19 protein-coding genes and 1 pseudogene are annotated in these 21,389 nt (G+C 49.1%); 13 read left to right on the top strand and 7 right to left on the bottom strand.

The window, feature by feature from the left end; genetic code table 11:
- Positions 1–8: 8 nt before the first annotated feature.
- The 3 genes from EDC63_RS06380 to EDC63_RS06370 are packed head-to-tail and all read right to left on the bottom strand — an operon-like array spanning position 9 to position 1,219.
- Entirely contained in the window at positions 9–257 is a 249-nt protein-coding gene (locus tag EDC63_RS06380; protein WP_124945704.1) for a MoaD/ThiS family protein, read from the bottom strand.
- Positions 254–814 carry a DedA family protein gene (locus EDC63_RS06375; protein ID WP_124945703.1) on the bottom strand — a complete coding sequence of 187 codons (561 nt, stop codon included), beginning with the start codon at positions 812–814 and terminating at the stop codon, positions 254–256. Before EDC63_RS06375 ends, EDC63_RS06380 begins: the two co-directional genes overlap by 4 nt.
- A gap of 21 nt (positions 815–835) precedes the next feature.
- On the bottom strand, positions 836–1,219 hold the full coding sequence (locus EDC63_RS06370; protein ID WP_124945702.1) for a rhodanese-like domain-containing protein: 384 nt from the start codon (positions 1,217–1,219) through the stop codon (positions 836–838).
- 157 nt (positions 1,220–1,376) lie between these two features.
- Between EDC63_RS06370 and uvrD the strand changes: the two genes are divergently transcribed.
- The 4 genes from uvrD to EDC63_RS06350 all read left to right on the top strand — a co-directional run bounded on the left by uvrD (position 1,377) and on the right by EDC63_RS06350 (position 6,785).
- Positions 1,377–3,554 carry a DNA helicase II gene (gene uvrD / locus EDC63_RS06365; RefSeq protein WP_124945701.1) on the top strand — a complete coding sequence of 726 codons (2,178 nt, stop codon included), beginning with the start codon at positions 1,377–1,379 and terminating at the stop codon, positions 3,552–3,554.
- A gap of 265 nt (positions 3,555–3,819) precedes the next feature.
- Positions 3,820–4,299, top strand: a complete 480-nt coding sequence (locus tag EDC63_RS06360; RefSeq protein WP_124945700.1) for a WapI family immunity protein — start codon at positions 3,820–3,822, stop codon at positions 4,297–4,299.
- The gene (locus EDC63_RS06355; RefSeq protein ID WP_124945699.1) at positions 4,296–5,108 is read left to right on the top strand and encodes a tetratricopeptide repeat protein; all 813 of its coding nucleotides are present in this window, start codon (positions 4,296–4,298) and stop codon (positions 5,106–5,108) included. The genes EDC63_RS06360 and EDC63_RS06355 overlap by 4 nt, the downstream gene beginning before the upstream one ends.
- A gap of 726 nt (positions 5,109–5,834) precedes the next feature.
- Entirely contained in the window at positions 5,835–6,785 is a 951-nt protein-coding gene (locus EDC63_RS06350) for a 2OG-Fe(II) oxygenase (RefSeq protein ID WP_223248202.1), read from the top strand.
- A 147-nt stretch (positions 6,786–6,932) separates the two neighbouring features.
- Here the strand turns inward: EDC63_RS06350 and EDC63_RS06345 are convergent, their stop codons facing one another.
- From EDC63_RS06345 to EDC63_RS06330, 4 genes are read right to left on the bottom strand one after another with little or no spacing between them, the layout of a single operon-like run.
- Entirely contained in the window at positions 6,933–7,757 is an 825-nt protein-coding gene (locus tag EDC63_RS06345) for a BPSS1780 family membrane protein (RefSeq protein WP_124945698.1), read from the bottom strand.
- A 20-nt stretch (positions 7,758–7,777) separates the two neighbouring features.
- Positions 7,778–8,728, bottom strand: a complete 951-nt coding sequence (locus EDC63_RS06340; RefSeq protein WP_124945697.1) for a homoserine kinase — start codon at positions 8,726–8,728, stop codon at positions 7,778–7,780.
- Between the two features lie 51 nt (positions 8,729–8,779).
- Positions 8,780–9,112 (bottom strand): DUF2782 domain-containing protein, encoded by a 333-nt coding sequence (locus EDC63_RS06335; protein WP_124945696.1) that lies wholly within the window; start codon positions 9,110–9,112, stop codon positions 8,780–8,782.
- Between the two features lie 48 nt (positions 9,113–9,160).
- Positions 9,161–9,892, bottom strand: a complete 732-nt coding sequence (locus EDC63_RS06330) for an LOG family protein (RefSeq protein ID WP_124945695.1) — start codon at positions 9,890–9,892, stop codon at positions 9,161–9,163.
- 19 nt (positions 9,893–9,911) lie between these two features.
- Between EDC63_RS06330 and polA the strand changes: the two genes are divergently transcribed.
- The 9 genes and pseudogenes from polA (at position 9,912) to EDC63_RS06285 (ending at position 21,079) form a co-directional block, all read left to right on the top strand.
- Positions 9,912–12,653 carry a DNA polymerase I gene (gene polA / locus EDC63_RS06325; RefSeq protein WP_124945694.1) on the top strand — a complete coding sequence of 914 codons (2,742 nt, stop codon included), beginning with the start codon at positions 9,912–9,914 and terminating at the stop codon, positions 12,651–12,653.
- Positions 12,654–12,765: 112 nt separating this feature from the next.
- Complete coding sequence (locus EDC63_RS06320; protein WP_223248201.1) at positions 12,766–13,020, top strand: type II toxin-antitoxin system HicA family toxin; 255 nt, start codon at positions 12,766–12,768, stop codon at positions 13,018–13,020.
- Entirely contained in the window at positions 13,017–13,349 is a 333-nt protein-coding gene (locus tag EDC63_RS06315; protein ID WP_124945692.1) for a type II toxin-antitoxin system HicB family antitoxin, read from the top strand. Before EDC63_RS06320 ends, EDC63_RS06315 begins: the two co-directional genes overlap by 4 nt.
- Before the next feature lie 169 nt (positions 13,350–13,518).
- A pseudogene (locus tag EDC63_RS06310) lies at positions 13,519–13,863 on the top strand (transposase); the annotation flags it as partial.
- 96 nt (positions 13,864–13,959) lie between these two features.
- On the top strand, positions 13,960–14,943 hold the full coding sequence (locus EDC63_RS06305; protein WP_124945690.1) for a TIGR00341 family protein: 984 nt from the start codon (positions 13,960–13,962) through the stop codon (positions 14,941–14,943).
- Between the two features lie 22 nt (positions 14,944–14,965).
- A complete protein-coding gene (locus tag EDC63_RS06300) occupies positions 14,966–15,364 on the top strand; it encodes a hypothetical protein (RefSeq protein ID WP_124945689.1) in 399 nt (132 codons plus the stop codon).
- A 56-nt stretch (positions 15,365–15,420) separates the two neighbouring features.
- Positions 15,421–16,518 (top strand): efflux RND transporter periplasmic adaptor subunit, encoded by a 1,098-nt coding sequence (locus tag EDC63_RS06295; RefSeq protein WP_124945688.1) that lies wholly within the window; start codon positions 15,421–15,423, stop codon positions 16,516–16,518.
- Positions 16,515–19,622, top strand: coding sequence for an efflux RND transporter permease subunit (locus EDC63_RS06290; RefSeq protein WP_124945687.1), 3,108 nt, complete (start codon positions 16,515–16,517; stop codon positions 19,620–19,622). The genes EDC63_RS06295 and EDC63_RS06290 overlap by 4 nt, the downstream gene beginning before the upstream one ends.
- Positions 19,623–19,912: 290 nt before the next feature.
- A complete protein-coding gene (locus EDC63_RS06285) occupies positions 19,913–21,079 on the top strand; it encodes a hypothetical protein (protein ID WP_124945686.1) in 1,167 nt (388 codons plus the stop codon).
- Positions 21,080–21,389: the final 310 nt, after the last annotated feature.

Raw genomic sequence — 21,389 nt, 5'->3', positions numbered from 1 at the left:
CTCTGCCTTCATTTTAATGTAGGGAAAAATGCGATCTCGTCACCATTCTGAACGGGGGCATCCGGTTCAACAAAACGCTTATTTATAGTGATCTGAAGCTTCGTTACATCGGCCAGGGCCTTTTGATACTGCTGACCACGTTTTATGAGACTTTCCAACAAAGATTTCACATCCAGCACGTCTTCAGGCAACGGTATTTCTTCCTGAGCGCAACCAATCACGTCCACCAATCCCATGAAATACAATATTTTTATCATTTTTGTCCCCTGTTTCGCCAACGGTAAATTGCCCACATGAGCAAACCAGCCAGCAAGAAAAATCCTAATATGGCTTCTTCATAGTGGCGTATGTCTGCTATCAGTAATTCAAGCACACTGCCAAAAAAGTAACCCAGCGTACCTATTACAACAGCCCAAACGGCTGCACCCACCATATTCAATATCAAAAATCGGTGCCACAGTATGCCGCTCATCCCTATGGCAACCGGTCCAACAATTCGCAAACCGTAGAGAAAACGGATGACTAAAATAAGCAGGGTATGATATTTGTGCAGCAATGATTGAACATGGGTTGCGCGCTCGGCCAACCGTGGGTAACGCGCCAGAATCGCAACACCTTTATGCTGACCAAGTAAAAAATAAAGTTGATCGCCTAGAAAACTGCCTGCAAATGCCACCGCGATTACTAGCGGCAGATCGAGATAACCACGAAATGCGGCAAATCCGGCCATCACCAGAACCGTTTCACCTTCCAGAAAAGTACCTAGTAAAACGGCGAAGTAACCATAATTTTCGATGAATGATTGGAGTGTCACGCTAACCTTAAATTTGCCCGATTATTTTTCAAGGGGGTAGCCTTCCGCGTCCCATAATTCAACACCGCCTGCCAGGTTATATACGGTTGCAAAACCCATTTGCTGCAATGTCAGTGCAGCCAGAGCACTGCGCCCCCCGCTTTGGCAATAAAGCAGGATAGTTTCATCCTGTGCATGACACAGTCGCTCATCCCTATACTTGGTACCGGCGTCTGCAGCGCCCTCCAGCAACCCACGGGGAATGCAAATTGCGCCGGGTAAATGGCTTTTTTCAAACTCATAGGGTTCTCTGATGTCCACAACCAGGACTTTCTCTTCTTCGAGATTGTCTTTTGCTGTGTCAGCATCCCATTCATTGATCTGTTTGCGTGCTTCGCGCACGAAATCCCCAAGCGTCATCGCCATGATTTATAATACCTTCTCAATTAATCTTTTCGCCAAGTTTCACCACAACGCTAAAAACCAGTATTTTTGATTCGCCTGTTTCCTGGTTATTTGTGAACTTTAATAAAAACAGGGTCATACGGTTTTGCTCTTGGCTACCATCCGGAAATTCTAGCACATGCCTTCTTCAATTTTATCTGGTCTCAACCCTCCTCAACTTGAAGCAGTCACGTTGCCCCATGAATCCGCGCTGATTTTAGCAGGCGCGGGGAGCGGTAAAACACGGGTACTCACTACCCGAATCGCTCACCTGATCCAAACCGGACAAACCAGCCCAAACGGTATTTTAGCGGTGACCTTTACCAATAAAGCCGCAAAAGAAATGCTGGCGCGTCTTTCTACAATGCTGCCCATCAACCTTCGCGGCATGTGGATTGGCACATTCCATGGGCTATGTAACCGCTTACTTCGTGCTCATTATCATGACGCAGGACTGCCGGCACTATTTCAGATTCTGGACAGTGCAGACCAGCTTGCCACCATCAAACGCTTATTGAAGAGCCTGAATGTAGACGATGAAAAATATCCCCCCAAACAGGTACAGCATTTTATCAATAGCAACAAAGAGTCCGGCATCCGTGCGGCCAAGGTAGAAAGCTATGATGCTTTCACCCACAAACTGACTGAGCTATATGCGGCCTACGACGAACAATGCATCCGTGAAGGGGTCGTGGACTTTGCCGAATTACTGTTGCGCTGCTATGAACTGCTCAGCCGAAATGAAATACTGCGGGAGCATTATCAGCGAAGATTCAATTATATTCTGGTGGACGAATTCCAGGATACCAACCGCCTGCAATACCTTTGGTTGAAGCTATTGGCAGGTAGTAACAGTGCTGTTTTTGCTGTGGGTGACGATGATCAGTCCATTTATGCCTTCCGTGGCGCCCATTCCGGCAACATGCGCGATTTTGAACAGGATTTTGCCGTAGAGAAAGTCATTAAGCTGGAGCAAAACTACCGTTCACATGGCAATATTCTGGACGCCGCCAATGCACTGATCAGCCAGAACAGAGGGCGTTTGGGTAAAAACCTGTGGACCTCTGAAGGCTCAGGCGAACCGATCCGCCTGTATGAAGCGGCTTCTGACCTGGAGGAAGCGTCTTTTATCGTAGATGAAGTGCGCAACTTGCACAAAAATGAAGGCTTGGCGCTTTCTAACATGGCCCTGCTTTACCGTTCCAATGCGCAATCCCGCATTTTGGAGCACGCGCTCTTCAGTGCAAATATTCCCTATAAAGTGTACGGTGGCCTGCGATTTTTTGAACGCCAGGAGATCAAGCATGCGCTGGCCTATCTGCGCCTCACAGCCAATGCCAATGATGACGGCGCGTTCTTGCGTATTATCAATTTCCCCACGAGAGGTATTGGTAACCGCAGTCTGGAACAGCTTCAGGATATAGCAAAGCAACAAAACATCAGCCTGTGGCAGGCTGCCACATCGGGTGCATTAAGTGGAAAGGCCGGCAGCAATATCGCTACATTTATTCAATTGATCAACTCCATGCGCGAAACCTGCACCGGGCTTCCGCTACAAGAACAAATGGAACATATTCTGGTTCATAGCGGTTTGTATACGCACTACCAGAACAGCAAAACCGAATCAGACCGCGTTGAAAATCTGGATGAACTGGTGAATGCAGCCACACTGTTCATGAATGACTTTGAAAACCAGCAGCAAGCGGATAGTGAACAACAAGATGTACTGGCCTCATTTCTCACCCACGCTTCTCTGGAAGCAGGGGAGCATCAGGCCATTGCGGGTTCCGATGCGTTACAGTTAATGACCGTACATGCTGCCAAGGGATTGGAGTTTCATGCGGTATTTTTGAGCGGGATAGAAGAAGGCCTATTCCCTCACGAACAAAGCCTGAATGAAAGAGATGGCATCGAAGAAGAACGGCGATTGATGTATGTTGCCATTACCCGTGCCAAGCGCAGATTGTATTTAAGCCTGGCTCAAAGCCGCATGCTGCACGGGCAAATCCGTTACGGCATACCTTCACGCTTTTTATCCGAATTACCTCCTGAACTGCTCAAGCGCATTAATACCTGGGCGCAACCGGCCTATGCCGAACAAACTTATTCCACTAAATCTGCCAGCAAGCCCATAAACCGATCCAGTAACAATGACTCCCCCTGGCACATTGGGCAAAGCGTGACTCATCCCAAATTTGGTGCCGGGGTGATTATCAACCATGAAGGGAAGGGAGGCGATGCCAGAGTACAAGTGAATTTCAGCCAGTCCGGGGCTAAATGGCTGGCATTGGAATATGCCAAACTGGAACCTGCTTAACCCTTACTAACTGGTGCTATCGCTCCTAATCCAGCAGTCACAAGCTCATCATCTTCTGTCCGTAATGCGATTCAATAGCGGCCATCCCGTCGGCAAAATCCATCCAAAACTAAAGCTTTATGCAATGAGGTTATTGATTTGCAGTATTATTACATCAGATACGGACAGGATAATTTATGGAGTTGCATTGAATCAACAACTTAATGGAAATAAGCACGCTTTCTTATTAACAATAATTCTGACCTCTGGGTCCGTATAATAACTGTTGGGTGTCTTAAGCATGAGTGATCGTGAACTTGAAGCTCTTGGTGAGCCGGACCTCCAAATTGCGGGGCTTCGCGTCTGGGTACATGGCCGCCAGTTTCCTCAATTGCAAGACTATTGGGATGGAAACTGGCTCAGAGTTACAGCGTATTGCTCATACCCACAATCTTCAGTTTGTGTGCACGGCTCCTTTGTCCACCTCGGAGAAATCCACGGCCTGCACCGAGAAGTGGAAGCGCTGCATCAAACACTTCAGGGGCAAGCAGAGTTGCGGTGCATTGAGCCGAATCTTGGAGTTGAGCTTCAAGCACAAACTGGTGGGCACATTCGGGTCAAGATATCCATCACGCCAGACCACATGACCGAGTCGCACTCATACACCGACGGTTTCGATCAAACATACCTTCCGCCAATAATCGGGGGCTGCAAAGCGATTCTGGACAAGTTCCCTCTCAGAGAACCGGAGGCGCTGCAACGGTGAAGCAGACGCCCAACCCATCAATCGAGTGGATCTCGCGCATAAAACCGCGCGAGGCCGCTCATTTCAGACGTAGCCACAAGAGAGAATTCATGAGCCACCGAATTGCACAATCGCTTCTCGCCTTCACAGCGCTTGGTCTGATGGCCCTATCGGGATGCGCGTCGGCGCCAGCCGAAAAGCGGATCGACAACATTCCTATGTATGGCCAACCTGCGATACCTCGCCCCGACTTCCTCAAGCAAGCGGACGAAGATTTCATCAAGCAAGCATCCGAAGGATTTGGAAACAGGGAGGCCGCGAGTAAGGCCTGGTTTGCACAAGCTGAACAATTCGTTGCAAAAGATGATCTCGACTTTGCAATGCGTCGGTATAACCAGTCGTGGTTATTGAATCCAAACAACTACCAACCTTATTGGGGTTTTGGTCGTGTGATGCTTCAGCGCGGGAAATTTGAAGAAGCAATCCAGTACCTGGAGAAATCCAAACAACTCGCAGATGATCCGTTTCAAAAAACAGCTCTGCTTTCTGATCTGGGCTCAGCATATTCTGCACAAGCCGAGAGCACGCCGATGGAAAAGGTGCAGGATAGAGCACGATTGTTTTCTTTGGCCAATCAGAATTTTTCCGAGAGCACAGCCCTTGATCCAACTTACGGGAATAGCTGGCGACGTTGGGCCATGTCCTCATATGAACAAGGCAACTATGCAGGTGCATGGGAGAAGGTTAAGAAAGCGCGGGTGCAAAATGCACGGCCGCTTCCACCAACATTTCTTCATGCTCTAGAACAAAAGCTACCAGAACCCAACTAGGCGGGAATGTGGCTAACCCGGTCAACCTCGCTCCCTCCGGTCGTTGGACGGCGCTGAAGCTCACCGGTTAACTCTACGTTAAGCTCCTGAAATGAGATACCTTACAAATATTCCCAAATCAGAACAAGATCGACTGAGAAAAGTATTTCCTGACTTGGTTAATTTGATTTGTAACATTGAGCCGTATGATTACAAAAAAACATTCATGTCCATCTTTGATCACTGTTTGGGTCTTGAAGAAGCAAGTTAACTACTGGATAAAGTTTCACTTGAAGAGCAAAAAAGAAGAGATGATGCTTTTTGCAAATTCAATGAAATTCTCATTCAGAGCACGGCATGTTACAAGGTGAGTTTACGTGGCAGAAAAAAGGATCGAGTGCTATTCAAACAATTCAACACAGACAAAACAGCTCTAGAATATATAAATCCATTTTCATGGCCACACTTCTTCGTTGCCTTGCCTGAATATGAGGCAATCTATTACCAATCATGGGATGACACGGTTATATTTTTCTATATTAACGACAAGATTACAGAGTACCTAAGCGATCTAGCTTCAAAAAGTGGCTTGCATGTGTATGCCTAATCGAAACTTAACAAGTAGCTCCAGCGGACGCGCCAAAAGCGCGCGCTGCTGAGCATGGTCGTTAAAGATCAATAAAAAAAGAATTCAGCAAATCGTAGGTGCAAATACGTTCACATATCATTCATAAAGGAGTCGAGTCATTGCTCTTACACCCCGAGCACCACCATCACCCATTCCCCTTTTTCTTTGTGAAAGCCGCATTTTCTGAAGAACAATGCGCTGCGCTTGAGCAGCTATTTTTGCAAGACAGTGAATGGCAGCATCAGGATGGTGAGTTTTACCGCTGTTCTCTTTGCAACGTTACCGAGAGTATTCCAGCAACGTTTCAGACCGAAATACTCGCAAGAATGCGCGAGATTACTGGATTACCACTCGTCAATCGTGTGGTGGTCACGGCTCAACGAATGCTGCCCGGACAAGTCATTGGTATACACAGTGACCGGCCGCTATTAGGCTATGAAATTGTGCGGCTGGTCGTGCAATTCAATAAGCAATGGCAAGCTGAACATGGCGGTGTTTTGGAATTATTCTCATCTCCAGAGGGAGAAGCCGAATTCAGTGTTAATCCTGAATACAACAAAGCCGTTGGCTTTCTGTTGCACGAGGATTCTTATCATGGCGTTACTGAAGTTACCCAGCCACGCCAAACCATAGTCTTCAATTTCTGGCACATGGCGAACACGCCCGAACTGGCGGCACACGTTCAAGCTTTGTTTGCCAACCTTAATTTCTCTGAATTTCCGGTAACGCTCGATCCTATTGCCTCGGCAGCAGAATCTAGTTTGCCTGAAGACGTGACATTTCGTGCAGGCACAGCAGCGATTGCACTGCATCGCTGGGGCTATGACGCGGAAACCATTGTGACTGGATACCAGCACAGTGCGGGGCTTTCTACCTGTGATACCAGCGATGCAGAATCCCATGCAGCTGTGCTATTGGCGGACTGGATGGCGTACTTGTACCGGGATTCTTTTGATCTAATGCGCTGGAATCGCCTGCAAAGCGCACTTGCCGGAATAGAAATGTTTCCGCGCCTGATGCCCACATGGCAGCTTTGTTTGCCGGTATGGAATGAATTGCTTCGGTCGTAATAATCAAGTCAGCTACAGATGCTGCATTTTGCAGCCAGTTTTCTGACCTTAAACCAAACTAACTCGAATTAGCCGTTGAAGGATTTAACAAATGGCCCACAGGAAAACCCGAAACCCTGATAATTTATTACATCACCAGGCAGTAAGTTAATCAGCGACTGGATCAGGTGTTGTTGATTCCGGCTCAGGTGATACGAAAATATCCCTGTATCCACTGTAGATGGAACCCACCAATAAAACAAAAAAGATGAATATCACTGGAAAAACCAGCAGCGTCGCAATGGTTTGCCCCATTGCAGGGCCACCCAGCTTGCTGAATATCGCAATAATAATACCCAGCAAATAAGACACGATTAAATCAGCCAGCAAATACAACATGCCATAAACCAGAAATGGCCACATGTTGCGGATGGATGCCTTGAAAGACAGGACCATGGCAGCTACAGGGGGCACTTTATCAAATATTACCAGTGCCGGCGCAAACCAGACGGCGGTGGTAAATGGCAAAAAAATGAGCAAGCCTACGATGGACGGCCAGATCAGGTTGCTGCTGGCTTCTTTAAAGGCTTCTACATCTGAGCTCTCTGAAGCCATCAGCTTCAAAAGGGCGTCAAACTCGGTTCCCCATCCCATCGTTAATATCCAGATGGTAATCATCGCAGCCAGCAACGAAAAACCGCCTATGGCTACAAGTGGTTTAGGGGTAGATTTAAACCCGGCCAGGAGGTGTTTGAGTTCTAGCGGTTTGCCTTCTTCCAGATCTTTCACACCGAGCAGCAACCCCGCTTGCAGTATTGGCCATAACATAAAAAAAGCCACAATGCCGATCACCGGTACTGCCATCAGAAACAGGCTGCCAAAAAAAGACAACGCCATGATTGCCATCCACAACGAGGGGTTAGCTAAAAATATGTGCCAACCATCTCGGAGCCATTTCCACCCATAAAGTGGATTTAATTTACGTATAACCATTTATTTAATTCAAGTTTAGATCAGACCCACAACCGCTGCAGTTCGTTCTGAGCAGTAATGTGGCCTTGCAGGATACGCTGAAAGTGAGAAGGGTCTTTGGCATGAGTCAGTTCGCCAGCCCTCGGGAAGTGAAAATCGTACAAGCGGGATAGCCAGAAACGTAAAGCCCCGGCGCGTAGCATAACTGGCCAGGCACCGCGTTCCAGTGCTGTAAAAGGGCGCGTAGCATGGTATGCCTTCAGCAATGCCAGCATGCGTTCGCGGTCCAGCTGCCCATCAGCATCCACACACCAGTCATTCACGGTAATGGCTACATCGTAAAGCCAGGCATCGTTGCACGCATAGTAAAAATCAATGACCCCACCAATGGTGTCGCCATTAAACAGGACATTATCGCGGAACAGATCTGCATGGATAACCCCTCTAGGCAAATCCTGAAAACGGTATAACGCCTGATAACGCAATTCTTCCTTGAGCATTTCAGCTTCTGCCGGTGGCAGTTTGGGTAACACTTCGGGGGCAGTCACTTTCCACCAGTGGGGGCCACGCGAGTTTTCCATGGTTGCGCCATAGGATTTTCCCGCCAGATGAATATCGGCCAGCATTTCGCCTACTTGCGCGCAATGATGCGCTGTAGCCAGTTCGATGGATTTGCCTTGCAGGCAGCTGACGAGGCAGGCAGGCTTGCCTTCCAATTCGCCCAGAAAAGAATTGTCCTGACTGGCTATCGGGCTGGGGCAGGGCACACCATGACTGGAGAGATGCGCCATCAGATTGATGAAATAGGGCAATTCTTTCGCCGTCAATTTCTCAAACAGGGTCAGCACAAAACGGCCATGACTGGTTGTGACAAAGTAATTGGTGTTTTCGATGCCGGAAGCGATTCCCTGTAAATCGCTCAGGGAGCCAATCGCATAGCGCTTGAGCCAGAGAGTCAGCTGCTCTGTGGAGACGGTTGTATAAACAGACATAATTTAATCGTAGAGGATAAACAGAAAAAGCATGATGAATACTGCTTATCCTTAAAACTTCATCAAAACCCACTGGGGTACGCGCACGCCTGAATCCAGATTATCCTGTCGAGCAAACTGGCCATCGCCACGCTGATCAACCAGATAATATGACACGCCATGTGGCGGTGTGACTTTCAGCATATAAAGCCGGCCATTAAGGCGATACTGTTCTACTTTGTCTTCGCCCTGCTTGATAATGGTTACTTGCGGCTCCATAGACTCATCCACCATTGCTGGCGGCTCTGGCAGCGGCTCCAAATCTTTCGGTTGTGTGCCGGTACCTGCTGCATAGGCAGGGAGTGTAGTCAGACAAAACATGAGTGTAGCGATTGTGTGGCGCATAGGATTTCCTTTAATTTAAACCCATTTTAGCATGATTATCCCGCCTGCTTACAGGCTAAGCTGGATCTCGCGTTCTTCTGCAGATGGCTCGAAACCACGGGCTTCGTAATGCTTGAAGATGGCGTCTACGACTTCCTTGGGTTCATTGATAATCTTGATCAGATCCATATCTTCCGGGTTGATCATCCCTTCTTTTACTAACGTCGTCTTGAACCAGTCGATTAAACCTGCCCAAAAAGGCTCATGCACCAAAATGATCGGAATTTTGCGCGTTTTGCCGGTTTGCACCAGTGTCAGCGCCTCCATCAGTTCATCCATGGTGCCGAAACCGCCCGGCATAACGACATAAGCTGTCGCAAATTTGACGAACATGACCTTGCGTGCAAAAAAATGGCCAAACGTCTGACTGATATCCTGATAAGGGTTATTATTCTGCTCATGGGGAAGTTGAATATTCAGGCCGACACTGGGCGATTTTCCAAAAAAAGCCCCTTTGTTTGCAGCCTCCATGATGCCAGGGCCACCACCGGAAATCACACTGAATCCAGCGTCTGACAGTTGCCGTGCAATTTGCTCGGTCAACATATAATAGGCATCATCAGGCGGGGTACGGGCACTACCAAAAATACTGACAGCGGGCCGAATGCCACTTAAGCGTTCCGTGGATTCAACAAATTCTGCCATAATCTCAAAAACGCGCCATGATTCCCGCGCAGTATATGAAGATTTGGCAAGTAACTCCGGATCAGCCATTTTAGGCAATTTATCGATAGAACTCATAGCTGGATACCCGCATTTAATGGAAACGCAATCACAAAACAACCCTGTCGAACCCGCATCCAGCGCTAAAACACTGCTACTGGTAGATGGCTCTTCCTATCTTTACCGTGCCTTTCATGCCATGCCGGACTTGCGCAATCAGCGCAATGAACCTACGGGTGCCATTTATGGCGTACTCAACATGTTACGCCGGCTGCATAAAGACCACATCGCCGATTATAGCGCGTGTGTGTTTGACGCAAAAGGAAAAACCTTCCGCGATGACTGGTTTCCGGAATATAAAGCCCATCGCCCCCCCATGCCGGATGACCTGCGGTGCCAGATCGAACCGCTGCTGGAGGCCATTCGGGCCATGGGCTGGCCACTGCTGATTGTGGATGGGGTTGAAGCGGACGATGTCATTGGCACACTGGGTTTGCTGGCTGAAAAAGAGGGGATTCGCACCATCATTTCAACTGGCGACAAAGATATGGCCCAGCTGGTGAACCCCCATGTCACACTGGTCAATACCATGACCAATGAAACGCTGGACAGGGAAGGGGTGATTAACAAGTTTGGCGTCCCGCCGGAACGTATACAGGATTATCTGACACTGGTCGGCGACACGGTGGACAATGTTCCCGGCGTGGAAAAAGTCGGCCCCAAAACAGCCGTGAAATGGTTGGCAGAATATGGTTCACTGGACAACCTGGTCGCCAATGCAGATAAAATTAAAGGAGTAGTCGGCGATAATCTGCGCAAAGCGCTGGATTGGCTGCCCATGGGTTACAAACTGGTTACCATTAAAACCGATGTGCCCTTACCCGTGGAAGTCCGAGCCTTACACCCTCAACCTCAGGACCAGGCCAAACTGACTGAACTGTTTGGTCAATTTGGATTTAAAACCTGGCTCAGGGAAGTGGGAGGCGAAGCAACTGACGCCTCAACAGCAGCTACGACAACACTCCCCACCGTTGCGCGCAACTACGAAACCATTACAACCGAAGCAGCGCTGAATGACTGGCTGGCCAGAATCGGTGCGAGCGCACTGGTTTCCGTTGATACAGAAACCACGGGCCTTGATCCTATGATCGCCCGTCTGGTTGGCATTTCGCTTTCGGTGGAAACCCACCATGGCGCGTATATTCCCCTCAACCATCGCTATCCCGGCGCGCCGGACCAGCTCAGCGAAGCCTATGTGCTGCAACGCCTGAAACCCTGGCTGGAAGACCCGAGCATGCTCAAACTGGGGCAAAACATCAAATACGATCTGCACATTTTCGCCAACCACGGTATCAAACTGGCGGGCGTGCATCACGATACCTTGCTTGAATCCTATGTACTGGAAAGCCATCGCCCCCATGATATGGACAACATGGCGTTACGCCACCTGGGCGTTAAAACCATTGCTTATGCCGAAGTTGCGGGTAAAGGGGCGAGCCAGATCGGTTTTGAAGATGTCTCTATTGAAACAGCCGCTGAATATGCCGCAGAAGATGCGGACATCACCCTGCAATTACACGAATCCCTGTACCCGCAAGTCAGTGCTGACAGCAAACTGGAATACGTGTACCGCCACATTGAAATGCCCCTGATCCAGATTTTGTATCAGATAGAACGCAATGGCGTACTGCTGGATTCCAGACTGCTGGGCATTCAAAGTCATGAGCTGGGCTTAAAGATACAAGAACTGGAGAAGCAAGCCCATATTCTGGCAGGGCAGCCGTTCAACCTGAACTCCCCCAAACAGATACAGGAAATTCTTTTCACCCAGCAAAACCTGCCAGTGATCAAAAAAACCCCTGGCGGTACCCCTTCAACGGATGAAGACGTATTGCAAAAGCTGGCCGAAGACTACCCGCTGCCCAAACTGTTACTGGAATATCGCGGCATCGCCAAACTAAAATCCACTTACACAGACAAGCTCCCGCGTATGGTGAACCCTGCGACCGGGCGCGTGCATACCAACTACAACCAGGCCGTTGCTATCACCGGGCGACTGGCTAGCTCCGAGCCTAACCTTCAAAACATCCCTGTGCGCAGCGCAGAAGGTCGGCGTATCCGAGAAGCGTTTATCGCTCCGGCGGGCAGCCATATCGTTTCGGCGGATTACTCCCAGATCGAATTGCGCATCATGGCGCATATTTCACAGGATGCCAGCTTGCTGAAAGCCTTTGCAGAGGGCCAGGACGTGCACCGCGCTACCGCAGCGGAAATCTTTGGCGTGGCACCAGAAGAAGTCTCATCCGAACAGCGTCGTTACGCCAAAGTAATCAACTTCGGTCTGATTTACGGCATGTCTGCCTTTGGACTGGCCGGCCAGCTAGGCTTGGAGCGCTCCGCCGCGCAAGCTTATATTGACCGTTACTTCGCCCGCTATCCTGGCGTAGCCAACTACATGCAGCGCACCCGGGAGGAAGCCCAAAGCAAAGGCTATGTAGAAACCGTATTTGGCCGACGCCTGTGGCTACCGGAAATCAGCGGGAAAAACGGCCCGCGCCGACAGGCTGCAGAACGCGCTGCCATCAACGCACCGATGCAAGGCACCGCTGCTGACCTGATTAAGCTGGCCATGATCGCCGTACAAGGCTGGCTGGAACATCACAAAAAACAATCCATGATCATCATGCAGGTGCACGATGAACTGGTGCTGGAAGTGCCAGATGCAGAACTGGAAGAAATCAAACGGGAACTGCCAAGGTTAATGTGCGAAGTGGCCAAACTGGATGTCCCGTTACTGGCAGAAGTAGGGGTTGGACCTAATTGGGAGCAGGCGCATTAGCCTGTATCTTTCTGAAATTTGCATGTAGGTCGCGGAGAATTCATGCAAAGGTTGTGCCGCCCGCTTTTTTTGATATATCTTTTCGATACTAATTTCTGATACTATAATAATCATGAACAGCAAACACAGAAAAACCCTCAAAGCTATATTCTCTAATCCCATACTTTCAAACATTCCCTGGAAGGACATTGAGGCCATGATTGAAGCAACAGGGGCAAAAAAATCTGAGGGCGCAGGTTCAAGGGTGCGGTTTCTGCTGAATGGTGTGCCGGGCATGTTTCATCGCCCGCACCCACAAAAGGAGACTGACAAAGGCGCGGTGGAGTCCGTGCGTAAATTTTTAATTGATGCGGGAATCGAGCCATGATGGAATACAAAGGTTATTACGGCGTAGTCAAATATGACGATGAAGCCGAAATTTTTCACGGGGATGTGCTGCTAGCAAAAGGCGCAGTTACTTTCCAGGGAAGAAGTGTCAAGGAGATCAAACAAGCTTTCCAGGACTCTGTAGACGAATATCTAAAATTCTGCGAGGAAAGCGGCATAGAGGCAGAAAAACCCTTTTCTGGAAAACTGGTGCTACGGATGAACCCCAAACTTCACCGCGCGCTTGCCGTGGCAGCTAGACGCGAACACAAAAGCTTAAACACGCTAATTACCGATAAGCTAGCCGAAGATTTTGGCGTCACGGCTTAACCCGCGAGGATTTAGGGGATCGTGACGTACGTTTCATTGCGGATATGTTAATGTAAGACATGCTACTATGATTTGCTTTGATTTATTATGTATTCGCGCACAACTAAGGAAGTTCTGAACAAGTCCCTGTCCTGTAAAATATGAATTGTCATCCCGCCGAGATCAGCTTATGAAACAACTCAGTTTTGCTGTCAGTGAATTTACCAAGAAGCCCAAGCAGACGTGACGGGAGAAGTTTTTACTGGAAATGGACGCTGTCGTGCCGTGGTCACGACTCCTGGCGTTGATTGAGCCACACTACTCCAAAGCAGGGAATGGCCGTAGGCCTTATGCGTTGGCAACGATGCTGCGCATCCACTTCATGCAACAGTGGTTCGGTTACTCCGATGCTGTGATGGAAGAAGCTTTACATGAAGTACCGTTGCTGCGGCACTTCGCCGGACTGGATGGGGGCACGGACACGATGCCTGACGAAACCACGATCCTGAACTTCCGGCACCTGCTGGAACATCATTAAAAAGCACTAATCAGTGCAGCAAGGAGATTATGATTTGATTGAACAAGGTGCTCGAGCAATTTTACGACTTACTTTCGAAGGATAAGAAGAAAAATGAAGTACGTTGAAGTAATCACTGACGCAGGTAGTGCTGACACGGTTGCTGCAATCTCGGAAAAACATGAAGTCAGCGATTTCCGTCTGAGCATAGTCGGCAATGATGGCATGCAGTCTATGCGGCTGCTCGTAGGTGACGACAAGCTCCAGTCAGTACTGGATGCTTTACAGACCTTGCTTGGCAAACAGGCATCCACACGAATTGTCGTACTACCCGTAGAAATTGCACTACCTAAACTCACTGAAGAAGAAAGAGAGGAAGAAGATTCTGCGGCAGCAACCCGTGAGGCGCTCTATGAAGAGGTGGAGAAAAATGCACGGCTGGATCTGAATTTTATCGTGCTGGTCGTTTTGTCGACAGCAGTTGCTGCTATAGGACTGATAGAAAACAACGTGGCTGTCGTCATCGGAGCCATGGTCATTGCGCCGTTACTTGGCCCAAACCTGGCATTTGGTCTCGGAACGGCTCTGGGCGATATTGCATTAATGCGCAAATCCGTCCTCACTTCTACTGTTGGCATTGCTTTAGCGATCATCCTGTCAATTATAATTGGCATTGCCTGGCCCTTAGAGGTATCCAGTCCGGAGCTTGTTTCTCGTACTCAGGTAGGGATGGATTCCGTTGCGCTGGCACTTGCTTCGGGCGCAGCAGCTGCGCTTTCCATGACAACCGGCTTATCCAGCGTGCTGGTTGGAGTGATGGTTGCAGTAGCTTTGCTGCCGCCGGCAGTCACACTTGGCCTCATGCTGGGCTATGGAAACATCAACCTCGCCATTAGTGCGGCTTTGCTTCTAGCCATTAATCTGGTGTGCGTGAACTTATCCAGCAAAGTGGTCTTTTTTGTTAAAGGCATCCGCCCACGAACCGGGTGGGAAAAAAAGAAGGCCAAGCATTCAATGGTCATTTACATTCTGGTATGGCTATTCACCTTGATTTTTCTTGTATTATTCATTTATGTGCGCCGTGCTTATACTAACTAGCGGCGAGACATCAGGAAGTAAAATGTTTCGCTACATTCGTTTTGCTGTTATCACGATCTTCGTAACCATGGCGGTTGTTGCTCAAGCCAAAGACAATGATGCAAATGGGCAGAAATATCAGGATGTTATATCCGTCAAAGTACAAGCCCGGGGCGATAATCGTTTTGATTTCGATGCCACTATTGCTTCGCCATATGACACCCCCCAACGCTACGCCGATGCTTTTCGCGTCATTAATAAGGATGGCATGACTTACGGGGTGCGCAAACTTTTTCATGATCATGCTGGCGAGCAGCCATTTACACGGGATCCTTATGGCGTGGACATACCTGCAGGGATTCAGTCCGTGACTATTCAGGCAGGTGACCAGAAATACGGGTACGGTGGCAAAACCGTACAAGTCACCTTGCCGGGACGATAAGCAGGTAACATAGCGCTTTGCTGGATCTGAACTAATACTTTTTTTTCGAGAATGACATGCATCTTTTTGCCATCCCGCTTCTGACCCTGTTTTTCTTGTCTGGCTGCACCAAACCAGTTGAAAAGCCGGAACAAGTTCGCCCTGCCATGATTTATACCGTCACGCAAAATAGCAGCTCCCAAGCTTCCGTTTATTCCGGTGAAGTTCATGCGCGCCGTGAAGCAGAGCTGGGGTTCCGAATTGGCGGAAAAGTAACGTCACGAGGTGTTGAGCTGGGGAGCGAAGTAAAACCAGGACAAGTGCTGGCCCAATTAGATCCACAGGATGCACAACTGGCAACTGCCAGCGCTCGAGCACAATTGGCAGGGGCTGAATCTGAAGTAGCCAATGCTGCCGCCGAACTGGACCGCGCACAAAAATTGGTAAAACAACAATTTTTAAGCCAGGCGGCACTGGATGCGCGCATCAATGCCGACAAAACTGCCCGCGCCCGGTTGGCCGCAAGCCGGGCCCAATTGAACATTTCCGGTAACCAACTAAGCTACACCACGCTCAAAGCCGATACTGCCGGAGTAGTCACGAGCGTAAATTTTGAAACCGGGCAGGTAGTGAGCGCAGGCCAGCCGTTGGTGCGAATCGCTTATGCTGGCGAAAAAGAAGTCTATATTCGCGTGGGGGAAGCGCAAACGCAACAGTTTAAGGCCGGGTCAAAAGTCCAGGTAAGACTGTGGGCTGCGACACAAAAAGCCTATACCGGGGTTGTGCGTGAGATAGCCCCTGCTGCTGATGAAAATCGCACTTATTTACTGAAAATTACGATTAATCAAGCGGATGAAGCTGTTCGGCTCGGCATGACGGCAACTGTAGCATTCGTTAACCTGGCTGATTCATTTTCAACTGTGGCATTGCCCGCAGGGGCATTATTTCAGGTGGGTAAACAAACCAAGGTCTGGGTGGTAAACGCACAGCAACAAGTGAGTGCTGTGCCCGTCCAGGTAGTGCAGTATCGCGAAAATGGCTTACTGGTTCGCGGTCAGTTGCCTGCTGGTACACAGGTCATTGCTGCGGGTGCCCATAAATTGCAGCCCGGCCAAAAAATCCGGCCTGTCCCTTATGATGGCCCTGTTCTCCATGCTGCCGAGGGCAACGCGTGAGTCGTTTCAACCTTTCCGAGTGGGCGCTTGGCCATCGCACTTTTGTACTCTACCTGATGATGCTGTTTACGGTACTGGGCATCATGGGCTATAACAAGCTGGGGCAATCTGAAGACCCGCCTTTTACTTTCAAGGTCATGCTGATTCAGGCTTACTGGCCCGGTGCCACAGCGCTGGAAATGGAAAAACTGGTCGCTGACCGTATTGAGAAAGTACTGCTTGAATCCCCCCACGTAGACATAGTAAAAAGCTTTTCTCGCCCAGGCGAGACAAAAATCATTGTCAGCGCTCAGGATGCCACTCGCGGTGACGAAATGCCGAATATGTTTTATCAGGTGAGAAAACGTGTTCAGGATATTCAACACACCCTGCCGCAAGGTGTTCAGGGTCCATTTTTCAACGACGAGTTCGGTGAAACTTACGGGAACGTATTTGCCCTGACGGGCGATGGCTTTAGCCTGGCCCAACTGCGGGATACTGCTGACGATTTGCGCAAAGAGTTGCTGCGGGTGCCAGGTGTCGCCAAGGTTGATATCATCGGCGTGCAGGATGAAAAAATCTATGTGGAATTGTCTAACCAAAAACTCGCCAACCTGGGTTTTGATTCGCAAGAAGTCATTAAATCCCTGCAAACCTGGAATGCAATGGCATCGGCGGGCAGCTTTGAAACGATCACCGACCGTATCTATCTTCGCCCTTCAGGGCGTTTTCAGACTGTGGCTGAAATCCGCGAGCTACCCATCCGCGTCGGCAAACGTACGGTATTATTAAAAGAAATTGCCGATGTAAAACGCGGCTATGCCGATCCAGCGCAACCCAGTATGCATTTTGAAGGCACACCGGCTATCGGCATCGGTGTTTCCATGAAAAAAGGGGGCGATATTATTGCCCTTGGCAAACATCTTTACAGCACCATTGAGCGCATAGAATCTCAATTACCCATCGGCCTTTCGCTTCATCGTGTCAACGACCAGCCGCAAGCTGTGCGTAAATCCATCGCTGAATTTCAAAATTCAGTGCTGGAGGCCGTCATTATTGTGCTTGCAGTCAGTTTTATCAGCCTTGGGTTGCGCGCAGGCGCGGTGGTAGCACTATCCATCCCGCTGGTGCTGGCAGCAACGTTCTTTTTCATGAGCCTGTTTAACGTGGGCCTGCACAAGATTTCTCTCGGTGCACTCATTTTAGCCCTGGGCTTGCTGGTGGACGATGCGATCATTGCCGTGGAGATGATGTCCGTTAAAATGGAACAAGGTTTTGATCGTGTCAAAGCTGCGAGCTTCACCTTTACTACCACTGCCTTACCTATGCTCACAGGCACACTCATTACTGCCGCCGGATTTCTTCCCATTTCCACCGCGCAATCTACCGTTGGCGAATACACTATTTCATTATTTCAAGTGGTCACCATTGCGTTGCTGCTGTCCTGGATTGCCTCCGTAGTAGTGATTCCTTTTCTGGGCTTTAAACTGTTACCCGATCCCCACAAAGTCCCATCCGGACCGGGTCGTTTTGATTTTATCTCACGCAACATGCGCGAGTTCAGTGCATGGCAGCATAAACTGAGCGAGGGATTCTACAAACGCTTTCGCGTGTTGGTAACCTGGTGCGTTACAAAACGTAAAACAGTCATATTACTGACCCTGATCACTTTCATGCTTGCGGTATACAGCTTCCAATTCGTTCAAAAGCAGTTTTTTCCGGATGCTACCCGGCTGGAGTTACTGGTTGACCTGAAGCTCGCGGAAGGCAGTTCGCTCCCTGCTACCGAACATGAAGTAACCAAGATGGAGCAATTGTTAAAAAGCCATCAAGGGGATATCGATAATTACGTTACCTACATTGGCAGTGGTGCACCACGATTTTATCTGCCCCTTGATCAGCAATTGCCCGCACCCAGTTTTGCGCAATTCGTCATCACCACAAAAAGCATAGAGGCCCGGGAGCGATTACGCACCCAGTTGATTGGTTACCTGGATGGCCCGGCTTTTGCAGCTATTCGCGGGCGGGTATTACGCCTGGAAAACGGACCACCCGTCGGCTTTCCTGTGCAATTTCGTATTTCCGGGGAAAACTTTGGTACGTTACGCGACATTGCCCAGCAGATGGCCACCGTCATGCGCAACAACCCCCATTTAAGGAATGTACAGCTGGATTGGGATGAACGCACCAAAGCCATTTTTCTGGATATTGATCCGGCTAAAGCACAATCTCTGGGCGTTACCCAGCAAAGCATTTCGCAATTGTTGCAATCGGCCATACAAGGCAGCCAGGTCACCACCTACCGGGAGCGTGATCAGCTGATTGAAGTCGTATTGCGTGGTGCACCACTGGAGCGCGAACACCTTAGCCAACTCATTAACCTGAATATCCCAACGGCTTCCGGTCGTACCGTACCGCTATCGCAAATCGCGACCTTACGCTATGAAATGGAAGAAGGACTGATCTGGCACCGCAACCGAATCCCCACTATCACAGTACGTGGAGACATCTACAGCAAAATTCAGGCACCAGAAGTCTCGGCTCTGGTAGAAGCCGGCATGGATGCAATCCGGGCCAAATTACCCATGGGCTACCGGCTGGAAACCGGTGGTGCTGTGGAAGAAAGTGCCAAAGCGAATGAATCCATCAGTGCTGGCATGCCTATTTTCCTGATCGTTGTCATCACCTTGTTAATCATGCAATTACACAGTTTCCAGCGAGTGATCATGGTGCTGCTTACTGCGCCCCTTGGTTTAATTGGTGTCGCTATGGCGCTGTTACTGCTCAACCGGCCGTTTGGATTTGTTGCCATGCTGGGCACCCTCGCGCTGACAGGCATGATTATGCGCAACTCGGTGATTCTGATTGACCAGATAGAACGCAATATTCTGGACGGCCAATCCACCTGGGATGCCATTATTGAAGCGGCTGTCAGACGCTTCCGCCCGATCATGCTCACGGCTTTGGCGGCTATTCTGGCGATGGTACCGCTTTCTCGCAGCGTGTTCTTCGGCCCCATGGCCTCTGCCATCATGGGGGGCCTGCTGGTTGCCACCGTTTTGACGTTGCTGTTTCTGCCAGCCATGTATGCCGCCTGGTTCAGGGTAAAGCCACCCGTCAGTTAATCCGAAAGCGACCGTTACCACCAGCCCTGACATCCCGTTTATCGCCCTCGACGAGGGTGTCAATCAGGATGGACATACACCAAACTTATATACACTTAACAACAGTTTATTGGCGGTTGATACCTTATTCACGCAAAATAGATGCCTGTTTGACTGAAACAAAATCGGCAAAACCTGTTAATACATACAATAAATTGCCGTTTTCTCTTCGCTTGATCAGCCTAACAATAGCCGAATATTTACTATTAACTTACGCACATAGTCATACAACGTCATCCTGAGGAACCCTAATGCAATCCGGCCCACGCGAAATAGTCACGCCTTTTCGAGCCATTCCCCTTGAAATACCTGAAGGAATGAAGCATAACGAGTTCTTCAACAGCACTGAAAACCTCAACGACCTGGTCAACAACAACGGGCTGTTAGTCAATTCGGAAAATTTGTTGCTGTACCGCAAAGCCTTGGGCCACAGCACCGAATTTGATACCTCTATTATCTACAACACCTCGCAATGCATTCTCAATCCGCTAGGACGGCCAGTACGACGCACACAAGTACCACCCAACGTACTGCACTCCTGGAACAGGATGAACCAGATTATCATCGACTATATGCTGGAGTGTTACCCGAATCCGGACGACGCCCTGATTTTAGCAGGCGAAGCCAGCCTGGATGCTACCTGGCCGCTCACTTCTCCCGGGGTCCCCAGTATTCGTATGCTACATAACCACTTTATTGTTTTCCCGAAAGAAGAACTCCGTAACGCCAAACTGGCAGACTCAAAGAATCCCAACTTGACTGACGGCGGCCAGCATAGTTTGTTTCAAGCCTATATGCGCGATGTTTACCGCGAATTTTTTGACAAGGCACTGAATCTGAAAATTCTCAAACCCGCCAGTGAGGCAGACGCTCGTATCGAGCTGACGGGTTATCCGCAAGGGTTACCCAGCTGGGAAGTTCAAGGCGGGTCTGCTGCGCTGAAAGATATTCGGTTCTGGCAAGAATACGATGCGGTGCTAAAAGGGTTTATCGATTTCTACCGCACTTTTTTTTCGCAGGTTTCTACGCGCAATGCCCCCATGCCTGTTGATGCCTATTTTCCGGATGAAGTGGAAAGCGTACTGTTGTTCAACAACGATTTCTTGAAAACCGCAAAAAAAGTACGCGATCACTGCATTATCGATGCGAAATATGCGAATGCTATTCGCTGGCAACCTGCGTTTAAACAGCTCATTTACCGTAATGATGAAGGGAAATTGATTGTTACCATCAGTCAAAATTCCATCGGCAACGCCATTACCGAATTGCTGGGCGTAGTTGTGAATCGCGTTCCAGATGCAGATGCTTACGAAAAAAAGGAAACCCAGTTAGTCGAAAAACTGCTCGAAGTTCGTCGCCGCTTGATCGAAGCTGATCTGGGTGACGGCATTGGTACTGACTATTGGCCAAAAGAATAGACATCCAGAAATGGGCGCGAAACTGAACTTGTCTAGCTTTGCGCTATTTACTGTGCCTGAATTAAGGTATCAGGTTACACGCTGTATAAATTCCCAGGTTTGTTGGTCAAAATAAATAATTTAGTTAAAACTTCGCATCACTAGTGCTTACAATTTGAAACAGTTGTTTCAGTATTTCCTTACTGTTAAAGTGGTATTAATAAATGTTGCGCCATCAGTAGTGTCCGGTTAAATCGCGAATCGAGCCGCCAAGATCCAATCTGGGCGGGGTTTAGAAAGCAAAATATTTTGGTGCCGATTTGAAATCATC

The sequence above is a fragment of the Sulfurirhabdus autotrophica genome (assembly GCF_004346685.1).
GTDB classification, from domain to species: domain Bacteria; phylum Pseudomonadota; class Gammaproteobacteria; order Burkholderiales; family SMCO01; genus Sulfurirhabdus; species Sulfurirhabdus autotrophica.
Note: the sequence above shows the minus strand (reverse complement) of the source record. Positions and strands in the feature narration are given on the sequence as shown.

What these genes read in the sequence shown, in the direction of transcription:
- EDC63_RS06340 (WP_124945697.1), bottom strand. Translation starts at nt 8,728, where the DNA reads ATGTCTGTTTATACAACCGTCTCCACAGAGCAGCTGACTCTCTGGCTC.
- EDC63_RS06285 (WP_124945686.1), top strand. Translation starts at nt 19,913, where the DNA reads ATGCAATCCGGCCCACGCGAAATAGTCACGCCTTTTCGAGCCATTCCC.
- uvrD (WP_124945701.1), top strand. Translation starts at nt 1,377, where the DNA reads ATGCCTTCTTCAATTTTATCTGGTCTCAACCCTCCTCAACTTGAAGCA.
- EDC63_RS06335 (WP_124945696.1), bottom strand. Translation starts at nt 9,112, where the DNA reads ATGCGCCACACAATCGCTACACTCATGTTTTGTCTGACTACACTCCCT.
- EDC63_RS06370 (WP_124945702.1), bottom strand. Translation starts at nt 1,219, where the DNA reads ATGGCGATGACGCTTGGGGATTTCGTGCGCGAAGCACGCAAACAGATC.
- EDC63_RS06380 (WP_124945704.1), bottom strand. Translation starts at nt 257, where the DNA reads ATGATAAAAATATTGTATTTCATGGGATTGGTGGACGTGATTGGTTGC.
- EDC63_RS06320 (WP_223248201.1), top strand. Translation starts at nt 12,766, where the DNA reads ATGAACAGCAAACACAGAAAAACCCTCAAAGCTATATTCTCTAATCCC.
- EDC63_RS06330 (WP_124945695.1), bottom strand. Translation starts at nt 9,892, where the DNA reads ATGAGTTCTATCGATAAATTGCCTAAAATGGCTGATCCGGAGTTACTT.
- EDC63_RS06345 (WP_124945698.1), bottom strand. Translation starts at nt 7,757, where the DNA reads ATGGTTATACGTAAATTAAATCCACTTTATGGGTGGAAATGGCTCCGA.
- EDC63_RS06295 (WP_124945688.1), top strand. Translation starts at nt 15,421, where the DNA reads ATGCATCTTTTTGCCATCCCGCTTCTGACCCTGTTTTTCTTGTCTGGC.
- EDC63_RS06300 (WP_124945689.1), top strand. Translation starts at nt 14,966, where the DNA reads ATGTTTCGCTACATTCGTTTTGCTGTTATCACGATCTTCGTAACCATG.
- EDC63_RS06305 (WP_124945690.1), top strand. Translation starts at nt 13,960, where the DNA reads ATGAAGTACGTTGAAGTAATCACTGACGCAGGTAGTGCTGACACGGTT.
- EDC63_RS06315 (WP_124945692.1), top strand. Translation starts at nt 13,017, where the DNA reads ATGATGGAATACAAAGGTTATTACGGCGTAGTCAAATATGACGATGAA.
- polA (WP_124945694.1), top strand. Translation starts at nt 9,912, where the DNA reads ATGGAAACGCAATCACAAAACAACCCTGTCGAACCCGCATCCAGCGCT.